This window comes from Oceaniglobus sp. K40-3, assembly GCF_055808395.1.
The window spans coordinates 178,581-200,533 of the sequence record NZ_JBVVRW010000004.1; the positions used below are offsets into that span (position 1 = coordinate 178,581).

Genomic DNA, 21,953 nt, shown 5'->3' on the forward strand with positions numbered 1-21,953 from the left:
GAGGACACATTCATGAAGAAAACACTGTTGATGGCGGCCCTTGCCGCCGGAACCATCGCGGGCCATGCCAATGCCGATGGCAGCTTTACCTATTGGTCCATGTGGAACGAGGGAGAGCCCCAGCAAAAGGTTCTGGCGGCCGCGATCGGGGACTTTACCGCAGAAACCGGGATAACGGTTGATGTTCAATGGGTTGGGCGCGACATTCACAAAAAGGTCGGCCCGACGCTGAATTCACCCGAAACGCCCTTTACCCTTGTGGATGGCGAGCGGCGCAAGGTTTATTCCGCGCTGGTCACGACATCAAATCAGCATTCCATGGATGCGGTCTATGACATGCAGGTTCCGGGTCAGGATCAGACCGTGGAAGAGGCGCTGCTGGACAATTCGCGCGATACCGTGACCGAGGATGGCGCAACCTTCATGGTGCCCTATATCCTTCTCAGTTCGTCCTGGTGGTACGATGCGGCCCGGATGCCAGAACTGGTGGGCCATGAACCCAAGACATGGGATGACATGATCGCCCTGTTTCAAAAGCGCAAGGATGCTGGCGATCAGGTGATTGGTCAGGACGGCGACATCGGGTTTTACAACCTGTTCTACTTTGCCGAAATTGCCGTGCGGCATCTGGGGGCGGGCAATGTCAACGCGGCCATCGAAGACCGCAGTGGCGATGCCCTGCGCGATCCGCGGATCCTGAAAACAGCGCAGCAGATCGAACAGCTGGTCGATGCCGGTTTCTTTGCCGACGGCTATGATTCAAGCAAATGGCCAGCGCAGCAGCAACAATGGGCCGCTGGCAAGATTGATTTTATGTATAACGGCACATGGCTGCCCCGCGAGACAGCCGATTTTGCACCCGAAGGCGCAAAGCCGGTGCCGTTCCAGATGCCGTCGGTCGGGCCTGATTCATTCGCCACCGAAGAAGTCGGACAGATCGGGTTTTCCATCGCCAAGAAAGGCCCTGATATCGAAGACGCGGAAAAGTTCGTCGCGTTTTTCATGCAGAAGAAATACCTTGCTGAACTGGCGGACGAGGCCAAGGTGATCGTGCCGGGCAAGGGTATTGAAATCGATCCGGTGCTGGCGCCTGTCTATGACGCGCTGAACGCGGGCAACCCGCCGCACAATTCCTATGACGGCGTGAACACCTATAACGCCGATTACACAACCAAGGTTCTGACGCCGCTGGTGAATGAACTGATCTTTGGCGAAATCGACGCCAAGACGTTCCAGGATGAACTGGTCGATCAGACCGTTCTGTACTGGGAACTGCGCGACTGACAGCGCCCGAAACGGCACTGTCTGGCCGCTGCGCGTTTTCTCCCGCGCGCGGCGGCCACCGTTGCCTGAGTTTCTTTCTTCCGACCCCGCCAACGCATTGGAGCCTGGATAATGGACACCCCCATTAAGCAGCAACAAAAGAAAATCTATTGGTGGTTCATCGCCCCTGCCGTCATCCTTTACACTGTGTTCTTTGTCGTGCCTGCCCTTGGCACCCTTTGGATCAGCTTTCACAAATGGCCCGGCGCGGGTGAGATGAAATGGGTCGGCATCCGGAATTACCGGATTCTGTATTACGATTCCGTTTTCATGCTGTCGTTCGTCAACACGCTCAAGATCCTGTTTCTGGTGGGGGGCGCGACGTTCCTTCTCAGCTTTGGGTTGATGATGGTGCTGCGCGATATGATGGGCCGCGGGATCGTGCGCGCCGTGATCTTTTTCCCCAATATCCTGTCGGGGGTGGTGATCGCCATTCTGTGGGGTTTCCTGTTTCAGGCCGATGGTTTGGTCAATCAGTTCCTGTCGCTGGCCGGCGTGTCGGACCCGCCCAAGTGGTTGAATGAAAACATGATGATCAACGTGGTGATGATCGGCCTTGTCTGGGTTTCGACCGGGTTTTACACTACGATCCTGATGGCGGGGGCCGACCGCATTCCCAAACATCTGTACGAAGATTGCGCGCTGGCCGGGGCCGGGACGTTTCAACAGTTCCGCTTTGTTACCCTTCCCCTGATGTGGGAGGTGTTCGGCATCGCCGCGATCCTGTGGACGATCAGTTCAATCAAGGTTTTCGAATTCATTCTCGCCTTTGCGGGCGCTGTCGGGTTCCTGCCGCCGGTCAAGACGTGGAACACCGCCCTTTATTCCTATGCCGAGGCGTTCTCTGGCGAGGGGATGCCCCGCTATGGCACCGCTTCGGCCAGTGCTGTGGTCATGCTGGCGCTGGTGGTGGTTCTTGTGGTGCTGCTGCGGCGCGTCATGCACCGTGAAACGCTTCAATTCTGAGGATTTTTCAGATGACAACTACTCCGAAAAAACCCAGGCGGGCGCCGGTGGCGTGACTGACCGGATGGGGCCGATCAAGGTTGTCGGCGTGCCTCTGGTCTGGCTGTTTGTCGCCTTCAACGTGTTCGTTCTGCTGTGGATGGTCATGTCGTCCCTGAAAACCTCGTCCGAGATTTTCGAGGTGCCGTGGGATCTTCCCGAGGTAATCCAGTGGGGCAATTATGTGCTGGCCTGGCGGGACGGCAACTTTGGCCAATCGGTGCTGAACACCGTGATGCTGACCGTTGGCACCGCGCTGGCCACCATTGCCATCGCCGCGCCGGCATCCTATGCGCTGAGCCGGTTCAAGGTGATCAGCGCCGGGCCGCTGACCATGTATTTTGCCCTTGGTATCGGCATTCCCGCGCAGCTTATCATCCTGCCGCTTTATGCGATCATGAATCAGTTTGGCATGGTGAATTCACTTTGGGGACTGTGGGTGCTTTATGTGGCATCGTCGCTGCCGTTCGCGGTGTTTTTCCTTACCGGATTCTTTGCCAGCCTGCCGGGCGAGCTGGAGGAAGCGGCGACGCTGGATGGCGCTTCGGCGGTGCAGACATTTGCGATCATCATGTTGCCCCTGGCGCGGTCGGGGATCGTGACGCTGACGATCCTGAACATGATCGCCCACTGGAATGAAACGATCTTTGCGCTGGTGTTTCTTCAGACCGACGACCAACTGACGCTGTCGGTGACGTTGCTGAATTTCATGAAAACCATGCAGTACAACAACGCAAACTGGGGCGGATTGTTCGCGGGCGTGTGCATTCTCGTGCTGCCGGTGCTTGCCGTCTATCTTTGGCTTGGCCGCCAGATCATCGAGGGCATGACCCTTGGCGCAGACAAATAAAAGGGACAGGATCAATGGCGACGATTGAATTCAAGAACGTGACCCGGCATTTCGCCGACACGCCGCGAGCTGGCGGTCGAAAACCTGAACCTGCCGATCGAGGATGGCGAATTCGTGGTTCTGGTCGGGCCGTCCGGCTGCGGTAAATCCACGTCATTGCGCATGCTTTCGGGGCTTGAACTGGTGGATGGCGGCGAAATCCTGATGGATGGAAAAGACATCAGCCGCGAACGCCCGTCTGAACGGGACGTGGCGATGGTGTTTCAGAACTATGCGCTTTATCCGCATATGACCGTGGCCGAAAACATGGGGTTTCACCTGCGTATCGCCAAACGGCCCAAGGCCGAAATCCGCGAAAAGGTGGGTATTGCCGCTGAAAAGCTGGGTCTTTCGCCGTTCCTTGACCGGTATCCGCGCAACCTGTCGGGTGGTCAGCGCCAGCGGGTCGCGATGGGGCGCGCCATAGTGCGCACGCCCAAGGTGTATCTGTTTGACGAACCGCTTTCCAACCTCGATGCGAAATTGCGGGTGCAGATGCGCGGCGAGATCAAGAAGTTGCAGAACGAACTGGGCACCACCACCGTTTATGTCACCCACGATCAGATCGAAGCGATGACCATGGCCGACCGGATCGCCGTGATGTCCGAGGGGCGGCTGGAGCAATACGGCACCCCGACCGAACTCTATGACACCCCGGTCAACAAATTCGTGGCCAGCTTTATCGGCTCGCCCGGCATGAACTTTCTTGAGGGGCAGATTGACACAACCGGCGCACGGTTCACCAACGGGGCCGGCGTTGAATTGCCCCTTGCCGGCCGGTTTGACCCGGGCCGCAAGGTCACATTGGGGTTTCGCCCCGAACATCTGCACCTTGCCGATCAGGGCATCGCGGGCAAGGTCGATCTGGTCGAACCCACGGGCGCAGAGGAAATGATCTCGTTCGACATTGCCGGGGGAACGGTTCTGGCCTCCCTGCGCGAGAGGAACAATCTGCGTGAAGGGCAGAACGTCGCGCTGAACGTCGCGCGGGAACACCTGCATCTGTTCGCACTGGACAGCGGCGCGCGGATCGAACCGCAACAATAGGGGAAACGACCATGCCATCATCGCCCAACATCCTTGTGATCATTTCAGACGATCAGGGCGCCTGGGCGATGGCCCATGCCGGAGCGCCCGAATTGCACACCCCCAATCTTGACCGGTTGGCGGGGTGGGGAAAGCGGTTTCAATCATTGTATTGCGTTTCGCCTGTCTGCTCTCCGGCGCGGGCATCGATCATGACCGGTATGATACCGTCGGCCCACGGGGTGCATGATTGGCTGCGCGCCGGGAATTCCACGCTGGAAACCCAGTTTCACCAGCATCTGATTGATTATCTCGATGGGTTTGAAACCTATCCCGAAATTCTGGCGGCGGGCGGATACCGCTGCGGGCTGAGCGGCAAATGGCATCTGGGCAATACCGGTACACCGCACCGGGGCTTTGATTTCTGGCGCGCCTTTCCCACCGGCGGCGGAAGCTATCGTGACCCCAAGATCGTGCAAGACGGCGACCTTGTCCCGCACAAGGGGTATCTGAGCGATATCATCACCGACAATGCGCTGGCGTTCCTGCAAGAACAATCATCGCAACGCCCCTGGTATCTGAGCGTTCATTACACGGCGCCCCATTCACCCTGGGGCCATGACCAGCACGAGCCAGAGGATATCGCGGCCTTCTGGCCCGATTGCGATTTCCCTTCGCTGCCGCGTGGCCCCATGCACCCTGATATATACGATCCCGCCGCTTACCCTGACACGCCGGAACGGCGCCGCGAGGTGTTGTCGGGTTATGCCGCTGCAATCCGCGGCATGGATCGCGGGATCGGCCGTATTCTGGATCAGCTTGAGGAACAGGGAGAGTTGGAAAACACTTTCATCCTGTTCACCGCCGACAATGGCATGAATATGGGTCATCACGGGATTTATGGCAAAGGCAACGGCACTGACCCGATCAACCTGTTTGAAACCTCGGTCAAGGTGCCGGGCATCGTGGCGCAACCGGGCCGCATTGCACCGGGTGATCTGAACGGTGTCTATTCCCACTATGATATCCTGCCCACCTTGCTGGGCATTGCGGGATTGTCCGACCGGGTTCCCGCGGGGCTTCCCGGGCGCGATCTGTCCGACGTGCTGTTTTCGGATGCCCCCGAAGAAGACGGGTTTGCCGTGGTGTTTGATGAATACGGGCCACACCGGATGATCCGCCATGGTCAATGGAAATACATCCACCGCAAAGGCCCCCCGGCCCGCAACTGTTTGATCTTGAAGCCGACCCCGGCGAAGAGACCAACCTTGCCGCCACAACGGATCATCAGGCCGTTGTTGAACGATTGAGGGGGAACTGGGCGCGTGGTTCACCCGCTTTGCCGACACGCGGATCGACGGGTTTACCCTGCCTGTGCGCGGCGGTGGCCAGATCGATCATATCGCAGCCCCCCGCACCGATTTGCCGCCCTTCCGGCACCACGATGGCCGGCCCACCGTAACCAAGTAACCCGCGCAAGGCCTGATCATGACCCAGCCAAACATCCTGCTTATCACCACGGATCAGCAACATTTTTCCACTTTGGGTGCGACCAACCCCAAGATCAGCACGCCCAATCTGGACCGGCTGTGCACCATGGGCACGCGGTTTGACCGCGCCTATTGTCCCAGCCCGGTTTGCACCCCGTCACGCGCCAGCATTCTGACCGGGCTTTACCCGTCGCAACACGGCGCATGGACCATCGGTGTGCATCTGGACGAGGCCTGTCGCACCCTGCCCGAGATGCTGGCCAAAGATGGCTATCGTTCGGGTCTGATCGGCAAGGCGCATTTTCACCCGCTGGCGGACAGCCCCGGGCATACCTCGCTGGAAAAGCTGCCCACCGTGCGGGACATGGAATTTTGGCGTGGTTTCAACGGCCCGTGGTACGGGTTCGATCACATCGAACTGGCCCGCAATCACGCGGACGAGGCGATGGCCGGTCAGCACTATGGCCTGTGGATGGAACAAAAGGGGTTGGACAACTGGCGCGATTATTTCCAACCGGCCCCTGGCGAAACCTCGGCCCATGCCATTGCCAGCGGGGCAAACGGTGAATACTGGAAACGCCAGCAACGCAGTTGGCCCCTGCCCGAGGATTTCCACTATACCCGCTGGACCGGCGAACGCTCGGTCGCGTTCATCGAAGATGCCGCGCGCCGCGAACAACCGTTCTTTCTGTGGTCAAGCTTTCACGACCCGCATCCGCCCTATGTTCTGTCCGAACCCTGGGCGTCGATGTACGACCCCGAGGATATGGAACCGGGCGCTTTGACCCCGGGCGAGCATGACCGCAACCCACCGCATTTCGGCAAGACCCAGGAAAAATCCCCGGATTTCGGTGACTGGCATCAGCCGTTCGAGGCCCACGGGTGCCATTCGCACCTGATTGACCGCGCTGAGCTGAAAAAGGACATGGCAATCTATTACGGCATGGTCAGTTTTCTGGATCAGGAGGTCGGGCGGATTCTGGATGCATTGGAAGAACAGGGCATTCTGGACAACACCCTGATCGTGTTCACCACCGACCACGGCCATTTCATTGGCCAGCACGGCCTGACCGCCAAAGGCCCGTTCCATTACGAAGATCTGTTGCGCGCGCCATTCATTGCCGCGTGGCCGGGCAGGATTCCGGCGAATACCGTCAGCCAGTCCTTGCAAAGTCTGGTCGATCTTGCGCCGACCTTCCTGACCGCGGCCGGGCAACCGGTGCCGGGCGATATGCAGGGGCTTTCGTTGCTGGCGGAATGGACCGGAGAATCTGAGCAGACCCGCGATTTCATCCTGTGCGAAAACCGCCATAACCCGGTCATGCCCCATGCGGTGACCCATGTTGACGCCCGGTACAAGATCACCGTCTACCGCAAAGGCGAGGCGGGCGAATTGTTCGATCTGCACACTGATCCGGGTGAGGTGAACAATCTGTGGAACGACCCCGAACAGGCCGCCCTGAAATCGTCGATGCTGTTGCGTTTCGCGCAATCCATTCTGGCGTCCGAGCGGATGAAAATGCCACGGGTGTCACACGCCTGAGCCTGGCATGCCGATACGTTGACCCTGCTGAACCCCACCTGGGCGGGCCCCGCCGCCCGGGTTTGGCCAGTGATGGTGGTATTTCAAAAGGGCGGGCTGGCGTTATCAGAAATTCCAAGAAAGTCCTGTCGCGATATTGCGAATGGTCGCCACGCGACGGCCCGGCCATAGTGACCACAACCCAGCACGATGAGGATCACTATGTCAGCCAAATATTATGCCCCGCGCGGTGGCCACCCCGGACAGGAACAATTACTGACGGATCGCGCGGTGTTCACCGATGCCTATGCCGTGATCCCCAAAGGCACCATGCGCGATATCGTGACCAGCTTTCTGCCGTTTTGGGAAGGCACCCGCCTGTGGGTTCTGTCGCGCCCGCTCAGCGGATTTGCCGAAACGTTTTCACAATACATCATGGAAGTGGCCCCCGGCGGCGGATCGGACCGCCCCGAAAGCGACCCCGCCGCACAGGGCGTTCTGTTCGTGGTCGAAGGCGCCGCAACCCTGACCGTTGCGGGCGCCGAACATGTGCTGGCCCCGGGTGGCTATGCCTATCTGCCGCCGCGCACCGGGTGGACCTTGCGCAACACCGGCGATGAAACGCTGCGGTTTCACTGGATTCGCAAGGCCTATGAACCGGTTGAAGGGTTGGAAACGCCGGATGTCATAATCGCCAATGAAAACGACATTGCCCCCACGGTGATGCCTGAAACCGACGGAAAATGGGCGACCACGCGCTTTGTCGATCCTGCCGATCTGCGCCACGATATGCATGTCACAATCGTGACGTTCGAACCGGGCGCGGTCATTCCCTTTGCCGAAACCCACGTGATGGAACACGGGCTGTATGTTCTGGAAGGCAAGGCGGTGTACCGGCTGAACCAGGATTGGGTCGAGGTTGAGGCCGGCGATTACATGTGGCTGCGCGCCTTCTGCCCGCAGGCCTGTTATTCCGGCGGCCCCGGAAAATTCCGCTATCTGCTCTATAAGGACGTGAACCGGCACATGGCATTGCGCCCGGCACACGCCCTGTCGCACCGGGGTTAGCCCCGGCCGCCGATTGCGGTTGATAATTCCGCCGCGGCGGCAACAACGGCGCGGCTGAGCATGTCGATTTGGTCCGTTCCCACGCGTGATGTGGGGCCGGACACCGAAATTCCTGCGACGGCCTCGCCGTGGATGTCAAACACCGGGGCGGCGATGCACCGCATCCCCAGATTGCGTTCTTCGTTGTCGATGGCAAACCCCCGTTCGCGGGTGATGTGCAGTTCATCGTTCAGGGCGTCACGTTCGGTCAGGGTGAATTCGGTAAACCGTGGCAGGGGCGCATCGGCCAGAAATTTCGTGACGCGCGGCGCATCCATCTGCGCCAGCAGCGCCTTGCCAATTCCCGATGCGTGCAGCCGTGACAATGTTCCGGGCGGAAAAAACGCGCGGATGCTGGCATGGGTTTCAACCTGACTGACGAACAGAACGTGGCTGTTCTGTTCAATCCCGAGGTTGGCGGTTTCGCCTGTTTCTTCCATCAGCGCGCGCAAAATCGGGCGGGCACGATCCACCAGACTGGTGCGGCGCAGAAACCGGGCGCCAATGACAAAGGCACGCGGCCCAACATACCAGACCTGTTCGGATTGATCGAATTCGACCAGCCCGCGCCCCTCCAGTGTTACCAGAATCCGATATATCGTTGCCGGAGATTGCCCCAGATCGCCGGACAGGGCCGACAGGGTTTTGCCTTGTGCCTCGCTCAGGAATTCGAATACCTCCATGGCGCGATCCAGAGATTTGATCGTGTTCTGGGCTGTCTTGTCATCCCAGTCGCGGGGGCGGCCACGGGACCGGCGGACGTTCTGGGCGGCATTCTCTTTGCTATCCATAAGATGCCTCTTAGATAAGATGAAACTCATATTCACCTTATGAAAAATGTAACGGCATGACAATAAATGATTTATTTGACGTTGCGCATAATGAAAAACCATTTCAAAAAAATGGCACGGCAGGGGCGGGCGCATTAATCTGGGTACAAAGGTCAGCAAGGAGACGATCATGAACTTTCAGAACCCAGTTTTCATTCCCGGTCCCACCAACATGCCCGAGGCCTTGCGCCAGGCCTGCTATATGCCAACGATCGATCACCGTTCGCCGGTGTTTGGCAAGATCCTGCACCCCTGTCTGGACGGTGTGCGCAAGGTTCTGAAATCCGACAGCGCCAAGGTTTTCATCTTTCCGTCCACCGGCACCGGAGGTTGGGAAACTGCGTTGTCCAACACCCTTTGCAAGGGCGATACCGTGTTGGCGGCGCGCAACGGCATGTTTTCGCATCGCTGGATTGATATGTGTCAGCGCCACGGGTTGGATGTGCAGGTTGTGGAAACCCCCTGGGGCGCGGGCCTGCCTGCGGACAAATACGAAGAGATCCTGCGCGCCGACACCGGCCACAAGATCAAGGTCGTACTGGCCACCCACAACGAAACGGCCACCGGCGTGAAATCCGATATTGCCGCCGTTCGCCGTGCGCTGGATGCCGCCGGTCACCCGGCCATGCTGTTTGTCGATGGGGTCAGCTCTATCGCCTCGATGAATTTCGAGTTTGACAACTGGGGCGTCGATGTTGCCGTGACCGGCAGTCAGAAGGGGTTCATGTTGCCTGCCGGGCTGGCCATTGTCGGGTTCTCGGACAAGGCAGTGGCCGCATCGAAAACCGCCGATCTGCCGCGCACCTTCTTTGATATCAAGGACATGCAAAAGGGATATGACGCCAACGCCTTTCCCTATACGCCGCCGGTCGGTCTGTTGAACGGTCTCAAGCTGTCGCTTGATATGCTGCTGGGCGAGGGGCTGGAAAATGTCTTTGCCCGCCATCACCGGATTGCCGAAGGCGTGCGCGCCGCTGTGGGCGCCTGGGGGTTGGAGCTGTGCGCCAATTCGCCTGACGTTTATTCCGACACGGTCAGCGCAATCCGCACGCCCGAAGGGTTCAACGCTACCGATATCGTAAGCCATGCCGCCAATACCTATGATATGGCGTTTGGCGTCGGTCTGGGCGAAGTGGCGGGCAAGGTGTTCCGTATCGGCCATCTGGGAAGCCTGAGCGATGCGATGATGCTGTCGGGCCTGGCCACCGCAGAAATGGTGATGGCCGATCTGGGGCTTGATATTACCCTTGGGTCGGGCGTTGCTGCGGCGCAGGAACATTACCGCTCAACCGCTGTCGTCGCGCAAAAGAACGCGGCCTGATCCGCGAGGGAATCACGATGTATATTCCGACAATCGACGACATGAAGGCCGCGCATGAGCGGATCAAGCCGCATATCCGGCGCACACCGATCCGGGTGTCGGATTATCTGAATGATCTGACCGGCGCGCAGCTGTTCTTCAAATGCGAGAACTTTCAGGAACCGGGCGCCTTCAAGGTGCGCGGTGCCAGCAACGCGGTGTTCGGGCTGAGCGACGAACAGGCCAAGAAGGGCGTGGCAACCCATTCGTCGGGCAACCACGCATCCTGCCTGAGCTATGCCGCCAGCCGCCGGGGAATCCCGTGCAACGTGGTCATGCCGCGCACGGCGCCGCAGGCCAAGAAAGACACGGTGCGTCGCTATGGCGGTGTGATCACCGAATGCGATCCGTCGACATCATCGCGCGAGGCGACCTTTGCCAAGGTACAGGCCGAAACCGGCGGCGATTTCGTGCACCCCTATAATGACCCGCGCGTCATCGCGGGGCAGGGCACCTGTTCGCGCGAGATGCTGGAACAGACCGACGGCGTCGATTATGTGGTTGCGCCCATCGGCGGCGGCGGGATGATTTCGGGCACATGTCTGACGGTATCCAACATGGCCCCTGAAACAAGGATCATCGCCGCCGAACCCGAACAGGCCGACGACGCCTATCGCAGTTTCAAGGCGGGGCATATCATTGCCGATGATGCGCCTCAGACGGTTGCCGATGGGTTGCTGGTGCCGCTGAAGGATCTGACCTGGCATTTCGTGCGCAACCATGTGACCGACATCTTTACCGCCTCGGAACAGGAAATCATCGACGCGATGAAATTGGTCTGGAAACACCTGCGCGTCGTCATGGAACCGTCCAGCGCCGTTCCGATGGCGACCATTCTGAAAAATCCCGACACGTTCAAAGGCAAACGTGTGGGCATCATCATCACGGGCGGCAATGTCGATCTCGACACGCTGCCGTGGCTCAAGTGAAGGGAACCAAAGCCATGAACAAACAAGTTAACCTTGACGAACTCGAAGTCGGTTTCGACGTTCCCGCCCTGCCGGGTATGGACGAAGCGGATATCCAGACGCCTTGCCTGATCCTCGATCTGGACGCGCTTGAGCGCAACATCAAGAAGATGGGCGATTACGCCAAGGCCCATGGCATGCGGCACCGCGCCCACGGCAAGATGCACAAATCCGTTGACGTGCTGAAGCTGCAACAGGATCTGGGCGCCGCGATCGGCGTGTGCTGTCAAAAGGTTTCCGAGGCAGAGGTGTTCGCGCGCGGCGGCATCAAGGACGTGATGGTGTCCAATCAGGTGACCGACCCGGCCAAGATCGACCGTTTGGCGCGCATGCCCAAACTCGGCTGTCGCGTTCTGGTCTGTGTCGATGACCCGGAAAACGTCAAGGCCCTGTCGGAAGCCGCCGTGAAACACGGCACGCAGATCGAGGCATTGGTCGAGATCGATTGCGGCGCGGGCCGTTGCGGTGTGAACACCACCCAGGATGTCGTGAACATTGCAAAACTGATCGACGCGGCCGATGGCCTGAAATTTGCCGGCATCCAGGCCTATCAGGGCGCGATGCAGCACATGGATTTGTACACCGACCGCGAAGAAAAGCTGAACGCGGCAATCTCGCAGGTGGCCGATGCAGTCACCGGCCTTAAGGCCCAGGGGCTGGAGTGTGACATCGTAGGCGGCGGCGGCACCGGATCTTACTATTTTGAAAGCAACTCGGGCGTTTATAACGAGCTGCAGTGTGGGTCGTATGCGTTCATGGATGCGGATTATGGCCGTATTCTTGATAAGGACGGCAAGCGTATCGACGAGGGCGAATGGGAAAACGCGCTGTTCATCCTGACCAGTGTGATGAGCCATTCAAAGGCCGACAAGGCCATCGTGGATGCGGGCCTGAAAGCCCAATCCGTGGACAGCGGCCTGCCCACGATCTATGGCCGCGATGACGTCAAATACCTCAAGTGTTCCGATGAACATGGGGTGGTTGCCGACCCGGATGGCGTGCTGACGATCAACGAAAAGCTGCGCCTTGTGCCGGGCCACTGTGACCCGACCTGCAATGTGCATGATTGGTATGTCGGCGTGCGCGGCGGCAAGGTTGAAACCGTCTGGCCGGTATCGGCACGCGGCAAAGCTTACTGAACCATGACAGGGCGCCCGTTTTGCGGGCGCCCGAAAATTTCTGTTGGAGTTGAAAATGCTGATTGTACCAGAGCGCGAAATCGCCGCCCTGCTGACCCGCGACGCCGCCTTTACGGCGGTTGAAAACGTCTTTGCGGCCATGGCCGCTGGTGATGCCTATAACTTTCCGGTGATCCGCGAGGCGATCGGCCACGAAGACGCGCTTTATGGCTTCAAAGGCGGGTTTGACAATGCGGGCATGGCCCTTGGCCTCAAGGCCGGGGGATATTGGCCGAACAACCTTGAAAAGCGCGGGCTGATCAATCACCAGTCCACCGTTTTTCTGTTCGACCCCGACACGGGCAAGGTCAGGGCGATGGTGGGGGGCAATCACCTTACCGCGCTGCGCACCGCTGCGGCCTCGTCGGTTTCGATCAAACATCTGGCGCGCAAGGATGCGCGTATTTTGGGCATGATCGGCGCGGGTCATCAGGCCACGTTTCAGTTGCGCGCCGCCCTTGAGCAGCGCAAATTCGACAAGGTCATCGGCTGGAATTATCACCCTGACATGCTCCCGAACCTTGAAAAGGTCGCGGCCGAGGCGGGCGTGCCGTTTGAGGCGGTCGAGCTGGAGCAGCTTGGCCATGACGCGGATGTCATCATCTCGATCACCTCGGCCTTTGCGCCGTCATTGATGGCCGCCCATGTATCGCCCGGCACCCATATCGCCTGCATGGGAACCGATACCAAGGGCAAGCAAGAGGTTGAATCTGCCCTTTTGGCCCGGGCCACGGTGTTTACCGACGAGGTTGCCCAAAGCATCAGCATCGGTGAGGCGCAACATGCCATTGCCGAAGGGTTGATCAAGGAAAGCGACGTTCACCAGATCGGCGCCGTCATCAACGGCACCCACCCGGGGCGGACCTCGGACGCGGAAATCACCTTGTTTGATGGCACCGGCGTCGGGCTTCAGGATCTGGCCGTCGCGGCCAGCGTTGTTGATCTGGCGGTGAAAAGCGGCGTCGCGATCGAGGTCGATTTTTAAGCGAACATGCTACGGGGCGGGTAAATCATCGGCCCCGACAGCAGCCCGGATGGGGGGATCCGGGCGCGCGCTCTGGCCGGTTGGTCAGAGGCGCGCAATGAATTTTTTACAAAAGGAGGAGTCTACCATGTCCGATGCGTCAGTAACGCCGGTCACTTTGGATGCCGTCAATGAAAAACTCGCCCCGGGAAAACTGTTTACCCTGGGGTTGCAACACGTTCTTGTCATGTATGCGGGGGCCATTGCGGTGCCGCTTATCGTCGGGCGGGTGCTGAAACTTGACCCAGAGCAGGTTGCCTATCTGATTTCTGCCGATCTGTTTGTCTGCGGTGTCGTGACGATCATCCAGTCACTTGGCGCGTCCAAATGGTTCGGGATCAAGCTGCCGGTCATGATGGGCGTGACCTTTGCCAGCGTCGGGCCGATGCTGTCGATTGCGTCGGCCAATCCGGGGATAGATGGCGCGCGGATGATTTTCGGCTCGATCATCGGGGCGGGGATCATCGCGATGTTGCTTGCCCCCGTGGTCAGCCGGATGCTGCGGTTCTTTCCGCCGGTGGTGACAGGCACGATCATTCTGGTGATCGGCGTGACGCTGATGCGCGTCGGTATCGACTGGATCTTTGGCCTGCCTCTGGGGCCAACAGCGCCCAGCATCGTTGACCCGGCGCATATCGCGTGGCTTGACAAGGTGCGGGGAATGCTGGCCAGTGGCGCGATCCCGGCAATCCCCGACGGGTTAAAGATTGCGCCCACCGTGGACAACATCAGATATGCCAACCCTGAAAACATGCTTATTTCGGGCGTCGTTCTGGCGACCATCATCATCGTGATGAAATCCTTCACCGGCTTTCTGGCCAATATCTCGGTTCTGATCGGCATCGTTGTTGGGGCTGTTGTCGCGGCAGCCCTTGGGGTGATGCATTTTGATTCCGTGGGCACTGCCGGTTGGTTCGAACTTGTCACGCCGCTGCGTTGGGGGGTGCCGATTTTCGATCCGATCATGATCCTGACCATGACTTTGGTGATGATCGTTGTAATGATCGAATCCACGGGCATGTTTCTGGCCCTTGGTGAAATGTGCAACACACCCATTGAACGCCCATCGCTTTCTGCCGGATTGCGCACCGACGGTCTGGGCACTGTCATTGGCGGGTTGTTCAACACCTTTCCCTATACATCGTTCAGTCAGAACGTCGGACTTGTTGGTGTGACCGGTATCCGCAGCCGCTATGTCTGTGTGACCGGTGGCGCGATCATGATCGTGCTGGGCCTGCTGCCCAAGATGGGCGCATTGGTTGAATCCCTTCCCGTTGCCGTTCTGGGTGGGGCTGGCGTTGTCATGTTTGGCATGGTTGCGGCCACCGGTGTGCGTATCCTTGGGGCGGTTGATTTCAAGGTGAACCGGTTCAACGGGCTTATCGTTGCCATATCCCTTGGGATGGGGATGATCCCGCTGGTGGCCCCGCATTTCAGCATGTGGTTGCCCCATGCCATCGAACCGCTGATCGACTCGGGTATCCTGCTGGCAGCGATCTCTGCTGTTGTGCTGAATATGGTGTTCAACGGCGCCAAGCATATCTCGGAGGATGAGTTGCGCGAAGCGGCCTTGCAATCGGACGGTGGCCACTGACACCAGCCACATCTGACGCAGAACGACCAATGGGGGCCCTTGTGGCCCCCATTTTTATTGCGCAACAAGGCGTATTGAAACATCACAGACCGCTTATCGCGTTCGACCAAAGGGAGCGGCAGCGAACAAGCGTTTCAAGGTTAAGTCGAAACGCAATAACCTTGGGCGGCGCCCCACGGGTGACACGAACAGACCGGGCCGGGGATGGTGTGATTGCCGGGCGGAATGTCGGGCCCTGCGCGTTCAGCGTGATGGGGTTGTCCGGTGTCATCCTGCGTTCCCGGGGCGGTTCCCCCTTGGCCAGCGACCCAGGGCCGGGCCAGCGGGGCGGGATGCCACAGTCAGAATGCAAAATGCCCCGCGGCTTGCTGGGGCCGCGGGGCACAATGTGCGATCAAATGTAACGGTCAAGGGCTGTTACCAGGCCCTGAATCACCCAACAGTGTCTGAAATCAAAGGTTTCTGCACGTTGGGTGATGGGCCGCGTTTCCGCGTCGCACGATGTGGTCTAGTCGTGTTCGTCCCCGTGCAGCCTGCCAAGCCCATGGCCGGATTGCCCGCCTGAAACTTCTTCGGTTGCTTCGTCGGCCAGATGCTCGGGCAGCACAAGGTTCAGCACAATGGCGATCACCGCAGAAGGCAACAGCCCGCTTGTCATCAGGACGCGCAGGGTGTCGGGCAAATGTTGCATCGCCCCCGGCTCAAGCTGAAGACCAAGCCCGACGGAAAGGGCAATGGCGAAAATCACCATGTTGCGTTTGTTCCAGTCCACATCCGACAACATCGAGATACCGGACGCAACAACCATGCCGAACATGACGATCACGCCACCGCCCAGCACCTGGATCGGCACGGTTGAAATCGCTGCTCCGACCTTGGGCACCAATCCGGCAACGATCAGAAAGATGGCACCGCAGGTCACCACATGGCGGCTCATCACGCCGGTCATGGCGATCAGGCCGACGTTCTGGCTGAACGAGGTGTTTGGCAAGCCACCAAAGATGCCCGCGATGGCCGAACCGAAGCCGTCGGCATATGTCGCGCCTTCCAGTTCCTTGCCCGTTGCTTCGCGCTGAGCGCCACCCTTGGTGATGCCCGAAACGTCACCCACGGTTTCAATGGCCGACACAACCGCCATGAAGCAGAACCCGACGATGGCGGCAAATTGGAATTCGATGCCAAAGTGCAGCGGATTGGGCAGGGCAAAGTTGGACGCACGGCCGACATTTCCGAAATTGACCATCCCAAGGGCAAGAGCCACCAGATAACCGGCGATCAGCCCGAGCAGAACCGCCGAGATTGACAGCATGCCTTTGGCATAGAATTTGAAACCCAGCGTCACGATGATCACGACCAGGGCAACGGACCAGCTTTGCAGGTTGCCATATGCCTCGGTGCCGATCGCCGGAACACCGCCAGCGGCGTATTGAATCCCGACCTGGACCAGCGCCAGACCGATCATCGTGACAATCAGGCCGGTGACCAGCGGCGGCAGGGCAAAACGAATCTTGTTGATGATCAGGCCCAGACAGCCCTGAAAGATGCCGCCGATGATCACGCCGCCCATCAGGCCGGCCATGGCATCAACACCCTTGCCCGCCACCAGCGGAATCATGATCGGCAGAAAGGCAAAGGATGTGCCCTGCACGATGGGCAATCTGGCACCAATCGGGCCGAAACCCACCGTCTGAAACAGCGTGGCTATCCCGGCAAACACCATACACATCTGGATCATATAGATCATTTCAGGGAAGTCCGGCGAATTTGACCCGAACCCGAACCCGGCAGCCCCCGCCACGATGATGGCCGGGGTCACGTTTGACACAAACATGGCCAGTACATGCTGGATTCCCAGCGGAATCGCTTGTGAAAGCGGTGGTGTATAGTTCGGATCCCGGAGCTGCTCCGGGGTTCCGATGGATGAATCCGTCATGCGTTTCTCTTCCCTATGGTGATGCGTTGTGCCGACCTGTTGCCGACCTCTCGTTTCATCAGTTGATAATATACGGCGTGTCGAACCAGTGTTCCTCGAGGTTGGCGCCAGCGCCGATACGATCGACGACGGCGAACAATCCCGGTTCCGACAGGGGGGTCAGGACGCCGTGCCATGTTCCCCGGTGAAGGTTGATGCCTTGCCCCGGCGCAGTCAGAAACGCGCGGGGGGTCGTTGGGGTGCCGTTGTCATCAGTGGCGACGACAACAAGAAACGGATCGCCCGACATCGGTATGAACGCCTGACTGCCATCGGGGTGGCGTTCGACCAGTTCCAGTTTCAGGGGCAGGGTTTCCTTTTCGCCCCTGAAAATGCTGATCCCGGCCGTGCCATCGGAAAAATCCAACCGGGCCTTGTCGTGAAAGCGGCCACATTTGCCCTGATTGATCATCTTGTCCGGGGTGCCCGAAGCATCCAGAATGTCACCGAAGGGGGCAAAGGCCGCCGCGGTCAGGGGTTCGGTTTTGATGGTGCCGCTCATGATGCGAACTTTTCTTGCAGACGCAACTGCGCGATCCGTTCGACCTGACGGCAGGCCTCGGCAAATTCAGTGTCACGATCATTGTCGATACGACGGCGGAATGCCCCGATGATCGACGCCTTGGTGTTGTCGCGCACCGCAATGATGAAGGGAAATCCGAACTTTGCCGTATAGGTTTCGTTCATCCCGGTCAGGGTGGCCCGTTCTTCATCGGTCAGGGAATCCAGCCCGACCGAGGCTTGTTCGGCTGTGGATTCCGCCGTCAGACGCTTGGCCTCGGCCAGTTTCCCGGCAAGATCGGGGTGGGCCGTCAGCACGCCCAGCCGTTCATCTATGCTGGCGCTGCGAAACATCCGTGCCAGGGCCTGATGAACCCCCTGTGCCGTGTCGTGAGAAGCGCCCAGTTCAAGATCGAACGCGCGCTCGGCTATCCACGGGCTGTGTTCAAACACGCCGCCGAATTCGGAAACGAACGTGTCGCGGGTCATGTCCGAAGGGCGGTTCAAATGCGCTGGCGGGTTTTCTTTCGCCCAATGTTCGGCAATCTCAAGCCGCGTGGCAAACCAGACGCCCTCGTGGGATTTGAAATGCTCGATGACCCGGCGCAGCGCCGCCGCACGCCCGGGACGGCCAATCAGGCGGCAATGCAGCCCGATCGAAAGCATCTTGGGCTGTCCGGCGACACCTTCCTCGTAAAGGCAATCAAAACTGTCCCTGAGATAGCTTTCAAACTGATCACCAGTGGTAAAACCCGCCTGAATGGCGAACCGCATGTCGTTGCAATCCATCGTATAGGGCACGATCAACTGATCCTGCCCGTCGAAGTTCATCCAATAGGGCAGATCATCGGCATAGCTGTCGGCCACATAGGCAAACTGCCCGGTTTCGGCGGCAAGGCGCACGGTGTTGTTGGAACAGCGCCCGGTGTACCAGCCGCGCGGCGCCTCTCCGACCACTTCGGTGTGCAGGCGCACCGCCTCGGCGATCTGGGCGCGTTCTTCGTCCTCGGACATATCCTTGTGTTCGACCCATTTCAGGCCGTGACTGGCGATTTCCCAACCCGCAGTTTTCATCGCGGCCACCTGTTCGGGGGCGCGGGCCAATGCGGTGGTTACCCCATAAACCGTGATCGGCAGATCGCCCAACAGGCGATGCACCCGCCAGAACCCGGCGCGCGATCCGTATTCATAGATCGTTTCCATGTTCCAGTGGCGCTGTCCGGGCCAGGGCTGGGCGCCGGTTATCTCGGACAGGAACGCCTCTGACGCGGCATCCCCGTGCAGGATGTTATTTTCGCCACCTTCTTCATAATTCAGGACAATTTGCACGGCGATCTTTGCCCCGTTCGGCCAATTTGCCGCCGGTGGTGTTGCCCCGTACCCTGTCATGTCGCGTGGATATCGATTCACTTCAAGCCCTCCTTGGTAACGGCGTTATATTCCCAAAGAATATGTTCTTTTTTCAAAATAAATAAGAAGGAGTGTCAGCCCCATCAGGGTTTGTGTCTGACCCGTGTAATTGACAGACTGGGCAAGACATCAGGAGGGTTCGTTTCATGTCCGGCTATCTTACCACCCACGTTCTTGACACGGCCCGTGGCTGTCCGGCCGCTGGCCTGACCATCGCCCTTTATCGCATTACGGGCGAGACGCGGACGCATCTGAAAACCCTTGTGACCAATGACGACGGGCGCACCGACACGCAAATCCTGCCGACTGCGGAATTTGAAACCGGCACCTATGAATTGGTCTTTCACGCCGGGGCCTACCTTGACCGCACCGGCACCCCGCCGGAATCGCCGCGCTTTCTGGATGAAATCCCGCTGCGCTTCGGCATGTCAGAGGCATCGCATTATCATGTGCCGCTGCTGCTGTCGCCGTTTGGCTATTCCACCTATCGCGGGAGCTGACCCGAAAGCTTGGTTTCCTTGATGATCGCGCTGATCCGGTCGATGACGAACTCCATGAACAGACGGGTTTTCGGGTCTTGGTGACGGCGGTGGGTGAACAGACAGGCCATCTGAATCGCTTCGGGTGGTGTATCTTCGCCCACCACGACCAATTCACCTGATTTCAGGTATTCGGCCACCTCGAACACCGGTTTCAGGGCAATGCCCTGTCCGGTCAGCGCCCAATCGACCAAAACATCGCCGTCGTCGCATTCATACCGTCCGGGGACGGGAAACCGCTTGAGTCCGGTGCTGGTGATCAGCGGCCATTGGAATTCGGTCGCACCGGGAAACCGCAGGTTGAGGCATTCGTGTTTGCCGGCGACGATATCGTTGCCCGATCGCGGATGCCCCCGCGCCGCGATATATTCCGGCGCGGCACACAGAACCCGCTGCACGTCTGCGATTTTTTTGATTCTCAACGTGCTGTCTTCCGGCTGGCCCAGAAAGAACGCAAGGTCCAGGCCTTCGGTGGTCAGATCAACCTTGCGGTCGGTCAGCCGGAGCCGGACACTGACATCGGGAAATTCGGCCAGGAACGCGGGAATCTGTGGCGCAATTAGACGCCGCCCCACCCCCAAAGGCGCCGCCACATAAAGCGAACCGCGCGGATGTTCGGTGATGTCGACAACCTGCGCCTCTGCGGCCTGAACCGATTCCAGCACCTGACAGGCCCCGCCATAAAATGCCGTGCCCTGTTCGGTCGGGGCAAGATTGCGGGTGGTGCGTTGAAACAGGCGAACGCCAAGATGTTGTTCCAGTTGCGAAATACGCGACGACGTGACGGCAGGAGAAATGCGCAGGTCGCGCCCGGCGGCGGACATGCTGCCCAGTTCGTAAACGCGAACGAAGGTGCGGATGTTATCTAGATAGGACATTATTCTGCTTTTTTTGACACAGCTTGGGCCTGCACATAGATACCAGAAAAGTGCAAAACCCCATAGTCTGCTCACAACGAATCTTGGGAGATACGACATGTATGATTTGGCCATAATGTGGGATTGGGCGGGCTTTGCCGTGCGGTGGTTGCATGTCATCACCGCGATGGCATGGATTGGCGCCTCGTTCTATTTCATCGCACTGGATCTGGGGTTGGTCAAAGCGGCCAACATGCCCGCAGGGGTATCAGGCGAGGAATGGCAGGTTCACGGCGGTGGATTTTACCACATCCAGAAATATCTGGTGGCGCCGGAAAACATGCCTGACCATCTGATCTGGCACAAATGGCAAAGCTATACGACATGGCTGTCGGGTGCCGCCTTGATGATGATCGTCTATTGGGTGGGGGGTGAATTGTTCCTGCTTGACCCGAGTAAGGCTGAATTGTCCCTGTGGCAGGGCATTCTGATTTCGGCGGCGTCGCTGACCATCGGCTGGATCTGCTATGATTTCCTGTGCAAATCAAAGCTTGGCGAAACCCCCACCGTTCTGATGCTGCTGCTGTTCGTGATCCTGGTGATCATGGCCTGGGGCTATGATCAGATTTTCACCGGGCGCGCCGCATTGTTGCATCTGGGGGCCTTCACCGCGACGATCATGACGGCCAATGTGTTTTTCATCATCATGCCGAACCAGCGCATCGTGGTGAAGGATTTGCAGGAAGGGCGCACGCCTGACCCCAAGTATGGCAAGATCGCGAAACTGCGCTCGACCCATAACAATTACCTGACCCTGCCGGTCATCTTCCTGATGCTCAGCACCCATTATCCGCTGGCTTTTGCGACGGAATATAACTGGATCATCGCCAGCCTTGTCTTTCTGACCGGTGTGACCATCCGGCATTATTTCAACACCCTGCATTCCACCGGCAAAGGCCCCCATTGGACATGGGCGGTGACGGTGATCCTGTTTATCCTCATCGCCTGGCTGTCGACCGCGCCGATGCTTGACACCTATGAAGAGGCCGAGGCCCGCCCCCTGACCCCCCATGAGCAGAAGTTCGCTTCTGCTGCGGGGTTTGAGGATGCCTATAATGTCGTTCTGGGGAATTGCTCCATGTGCCATTCCCGCGAACCCTCGTGGGACGGCCTGCGCTGGCCGCCCAAGGGCGTGGTTCTGGAAACCGAAGGCGATGTCGCCCACCACGCAAAAGAGATTTTCCTGCAAGCGGGGATAACCCACGCCATGCCGCCCCCCAACGCGGCGGCAACGATGGACGATGAAAGCCGTGCCGCCATCGCAACATGGTATCGCCAGGCCAGCAACGACTGACACC

Annotated in this window: 19 protein-coding genes; 14 read left to right on the forward strand and 5 right to left on the reverse strand. The window is 59.0% G+C overall.

The annotated features are described in order from the left end of the window. Positions 1–12: 12 nt before the first annotated feature. From AC0L7P_RS20305 to AC0L7P_RS20335, 7 genes are all read left to right on the forward strand, one after another. Complete coding sequence (locus AC0L7P_RS20305) at positions 13–1,284, forward strand: ABC transporter substrate-binding protein (protein WP_473435935.1); 1,272 nt, start codon at positions 13–15, stop codon at positions 1,282–1,284. Between the two features lie 111 nt (positions 1,285–1,395). After that, complete coding sequence (locus AC0L7P_RS20310) at positions 1,396–2,289, forward strand: carbohydrate ABC transporter permease (RefSeq protein WP_473435936.1); 894 nt, start codon at positions 1,396–1,398, stop codon at positions 2,287–2,289. Positions 2,290–2,341: 52 nt separating this feature from the next. Next, the gene (locus AC0L7P_RS20315; RefSeq protein ID WP_473435937.1) at positions 2,342–3,178 is read left to right on the forward strand and encodes a carbohydrate ABC transporter permease; all 837 of its coding nucleotides are present in this window, start codon (positions 2,342–2,344) and stop codon (positions 3,176–3,178) included. 48 nt (positions 3,179–3,226) lie between these two features. Further along, positions 3,227–4,264, forward strand: a complete 1,038-nt coding sequence (locus tag AC0L7P_RS20320; protein WP_473436232.1) for an ABC transporter ATP-binding protein — start codon at positions 3,227–3,229, stop codon at positions 4,262–4,264. Between the two features lie 11 nt (positions 4,265–4,275). Further along, entirely contained in the window at positions 4,276–5,553 is a 1,278-nt protein-coding gene (locus AC0L7P_RS20325) for a sulfatase-like hydrolase/transferase (protein WP_473435938.1), read from the forward strand. Between the two features lie 178 nt (positions 5,554–5,731). Then, on the forward strand, positions 5,732–7,276 hold the full coding sequence (locus AC0L7P_RS20330; protein ID WP_473435939.1) for a sulfatase family protein: 1,545 nt from the start codon (positions 5,732–5,734) through the stop codon (positions 7,274–7,276). Between the two features lie 201 nt (positions 7,277–7,477). Continuing rightward, positions 7,478–8,323, forward strand: coding sequence for a bifunctional allantoicase/(S)-ureidoglycine aminohydrolase (locus tag AC0L7P_RS20335; protein WP_473435940.1), 846 nt, complete (start codon positions 7,478–7,480; stop codon positions 8,321–8,323). On the opposite strand, the gene bhcR is transcribed toward AC0L7P_RS20335, so the two are convergent. Next, positions 8,320–9,153, reverse strand: coding sequence for an HTH-type transcriptional regulator BhcR (gene bhcR / locus AC0L7P_RS20340; RefSeq protein ID WP_473435941.1), 834 nt, complete (start codon positions 9,151–9,153; stop codon positions 8,320–8,322). The genes AC0L7P_RS20335 and bhcR overlap by 4 nt on opposite strands. Positions 9,154–9,322: 169 nt before the next feature. On the opposite strand from bhcR, the gene bhcA reads away from it, so the two are divergent. The 5 genes from bhcA to AC0L7P_RS20365 all read left to right on the forward strand — a co-directional run bounded on the left by bhcA (position 9,323) and on the right by AC0L7P_RS20365 (position 15,316). Beyond that, the gene (gene bhcA, locus AC0L7P_RS20345) at positions 9,323–10,513 is read left to right on the forward strand and encodes an L-aspartate--glyoxylate aminotransferase BhcA (RefSeq protein ID WP_473435942.1); all 1,191 of its coding nucleotides are present in this window, start codon (positions 9,323–9,325) and stop codon (positions 10,511–10,513) included. A 17-nt stretch (positions 10,514–10,530) separates the two neighbouring features. Then, positions 10,531–11,481 carry a beta-hydroxyaspartate dehydratase BhcB gene (gene bhcB, locus AC0L7P_RS20350; protein WP_473435943.1) on the forward strand — a complete coding sequence of 317 codons (951 nt, stop codon included), beginning with the start codon at positions 10,531–10,533 and terminating at the stop codon, positions 11,479–11,481. A 14-nt stretch (positions 11,482–11,495) separates the two neighbouring features. Continuing rightward, positions 11,496–12,659, forward strand: a complete 1,164-nt coding sequence (bhcC, locus tag AC0L7P_RS20355; protein WP_473435944.1) for a 3-hydroxy-D-aspartate aldolase BhcC — start codon at positions 11,496–11,498, stop codon at positions 12,657–12,659. 55 nt (positions 12,660–12,714) lie between these two features. Beyond that, the gene (gene bhcD / locus AC0L7P_RS20360) at positions 12,715–13,683 is read left to right on the forward strand and encodes an iminosuccinate reductase BhcD (protein WP_473435945.1); all 969 of its coding nucleotides are present in this window, start codon (positions 12,715–12,717) and stop codon (positions 13,681–13,683) included. Between the two features lie 127 nt (positions 13,684–13,810). Beyond that, positions 13,811–15,316, forward strand: coding sequence for a nucleobase:cation symporter-2 family protein (locus AC0L7P_RS20365; protein ID WP_473435946.1), 1,506 nt, complete (start codon positions 13,811–13,813; stop codon positions 15,314–15,316). A 508-nt stretch (positions 15,317–15,824) separates the two neighbouring features. Here the strand turns inward: AC0L7P_RS20365 and AC0L7P_RS20370 are convergent. From AC0L7P_RS20370 to puuE, 3 genes are read right to left on the reverse strand one after another with little or no spacing between them, the layout of a single operon-like run. After that, positions 15,825–17,249 (reverse strand): uracil-xanthine permease family protein, encoded by a 1,425-nt coding sequence (locus AC0L7P_RS20370; RefSeq protein ID WP_473435947.1) that lies wholly within the window; start codon positions 17,247–17,249, stop codon positions 15,825–15,827. Between the two features lie 58 nt (positions 17,250–17,307). Next, complete coding sequence (locus AC0L7P_RS20375; RefSeq protein ID WP_473435948.1) at positions 17,308–17,790, reverse strand: ureidoglycolate lyase; 483 nt, start codon at positions 17,788–17,790, stop codon at positions 17,308–17,310. Then, complete coding sequence (gene puuE, locus AC0L7P_RS20380) at positions 17,787–19,199, reverse strand: allantoinase PuuE (RefSeq protein WP_473435949.1); 1,413 nt, start codon at positions 19,197–19,199, stop codon at positions 17,787–17,789. The genes AC0L7P_RS20375 and puuE overlap by 4 nt, the downstream gene beginning before the upstream one ends. Positions 19,200–19,345: 146 nt before the next feature. Between puuE and uraH the strand changes: the two genes are divergently transcribed. Beyond that, complete coding sequence (gene uraH / locus AC0L7P_RS20385) at positions 19,346–19,699, forward strand: hydroxyisourate hydrolase (RefSeq protein ID WP_473435950.1); 354 nt, start codon at positions 19,346–19,348, stop codon at positions 19,697–19,699. Here the strand turns inward: uraH and AC0L7P_RS20390 are convergent. Next, positions 19,684–20,616, reverse strand: coding sequence for a LysR family transcriptional regulator (locus AC0L7P_RS20390; protein ID WP_473435951.1), 933 nt, complete (start codon positions 20,614–20,616; stop codon positions 19,684–19,686). The genes uraH and AC0L7P_RS20390 overlap by 16 nt on opposite strands. A gap of 97 nt (positions 20,617–20,713) precedes the next feature. Between AC0L7P_RS20390 and AC0L7P_RS20395 the strand changes: the two genes are divergently transcribed. Next, positions 20,714–21,949 (forward strand): urate hydroxylase PuuD, encoded by a 1,236-nt coding sequence (locus tag AC0L7P_RS20395; protein WP_473435952.1) that lies wholly within the window; start codon positions 20,714–20,716, stop codon positions 21,947–21,949. Positions 21,950–21,953: the final 4 nt, after the last annotated feature.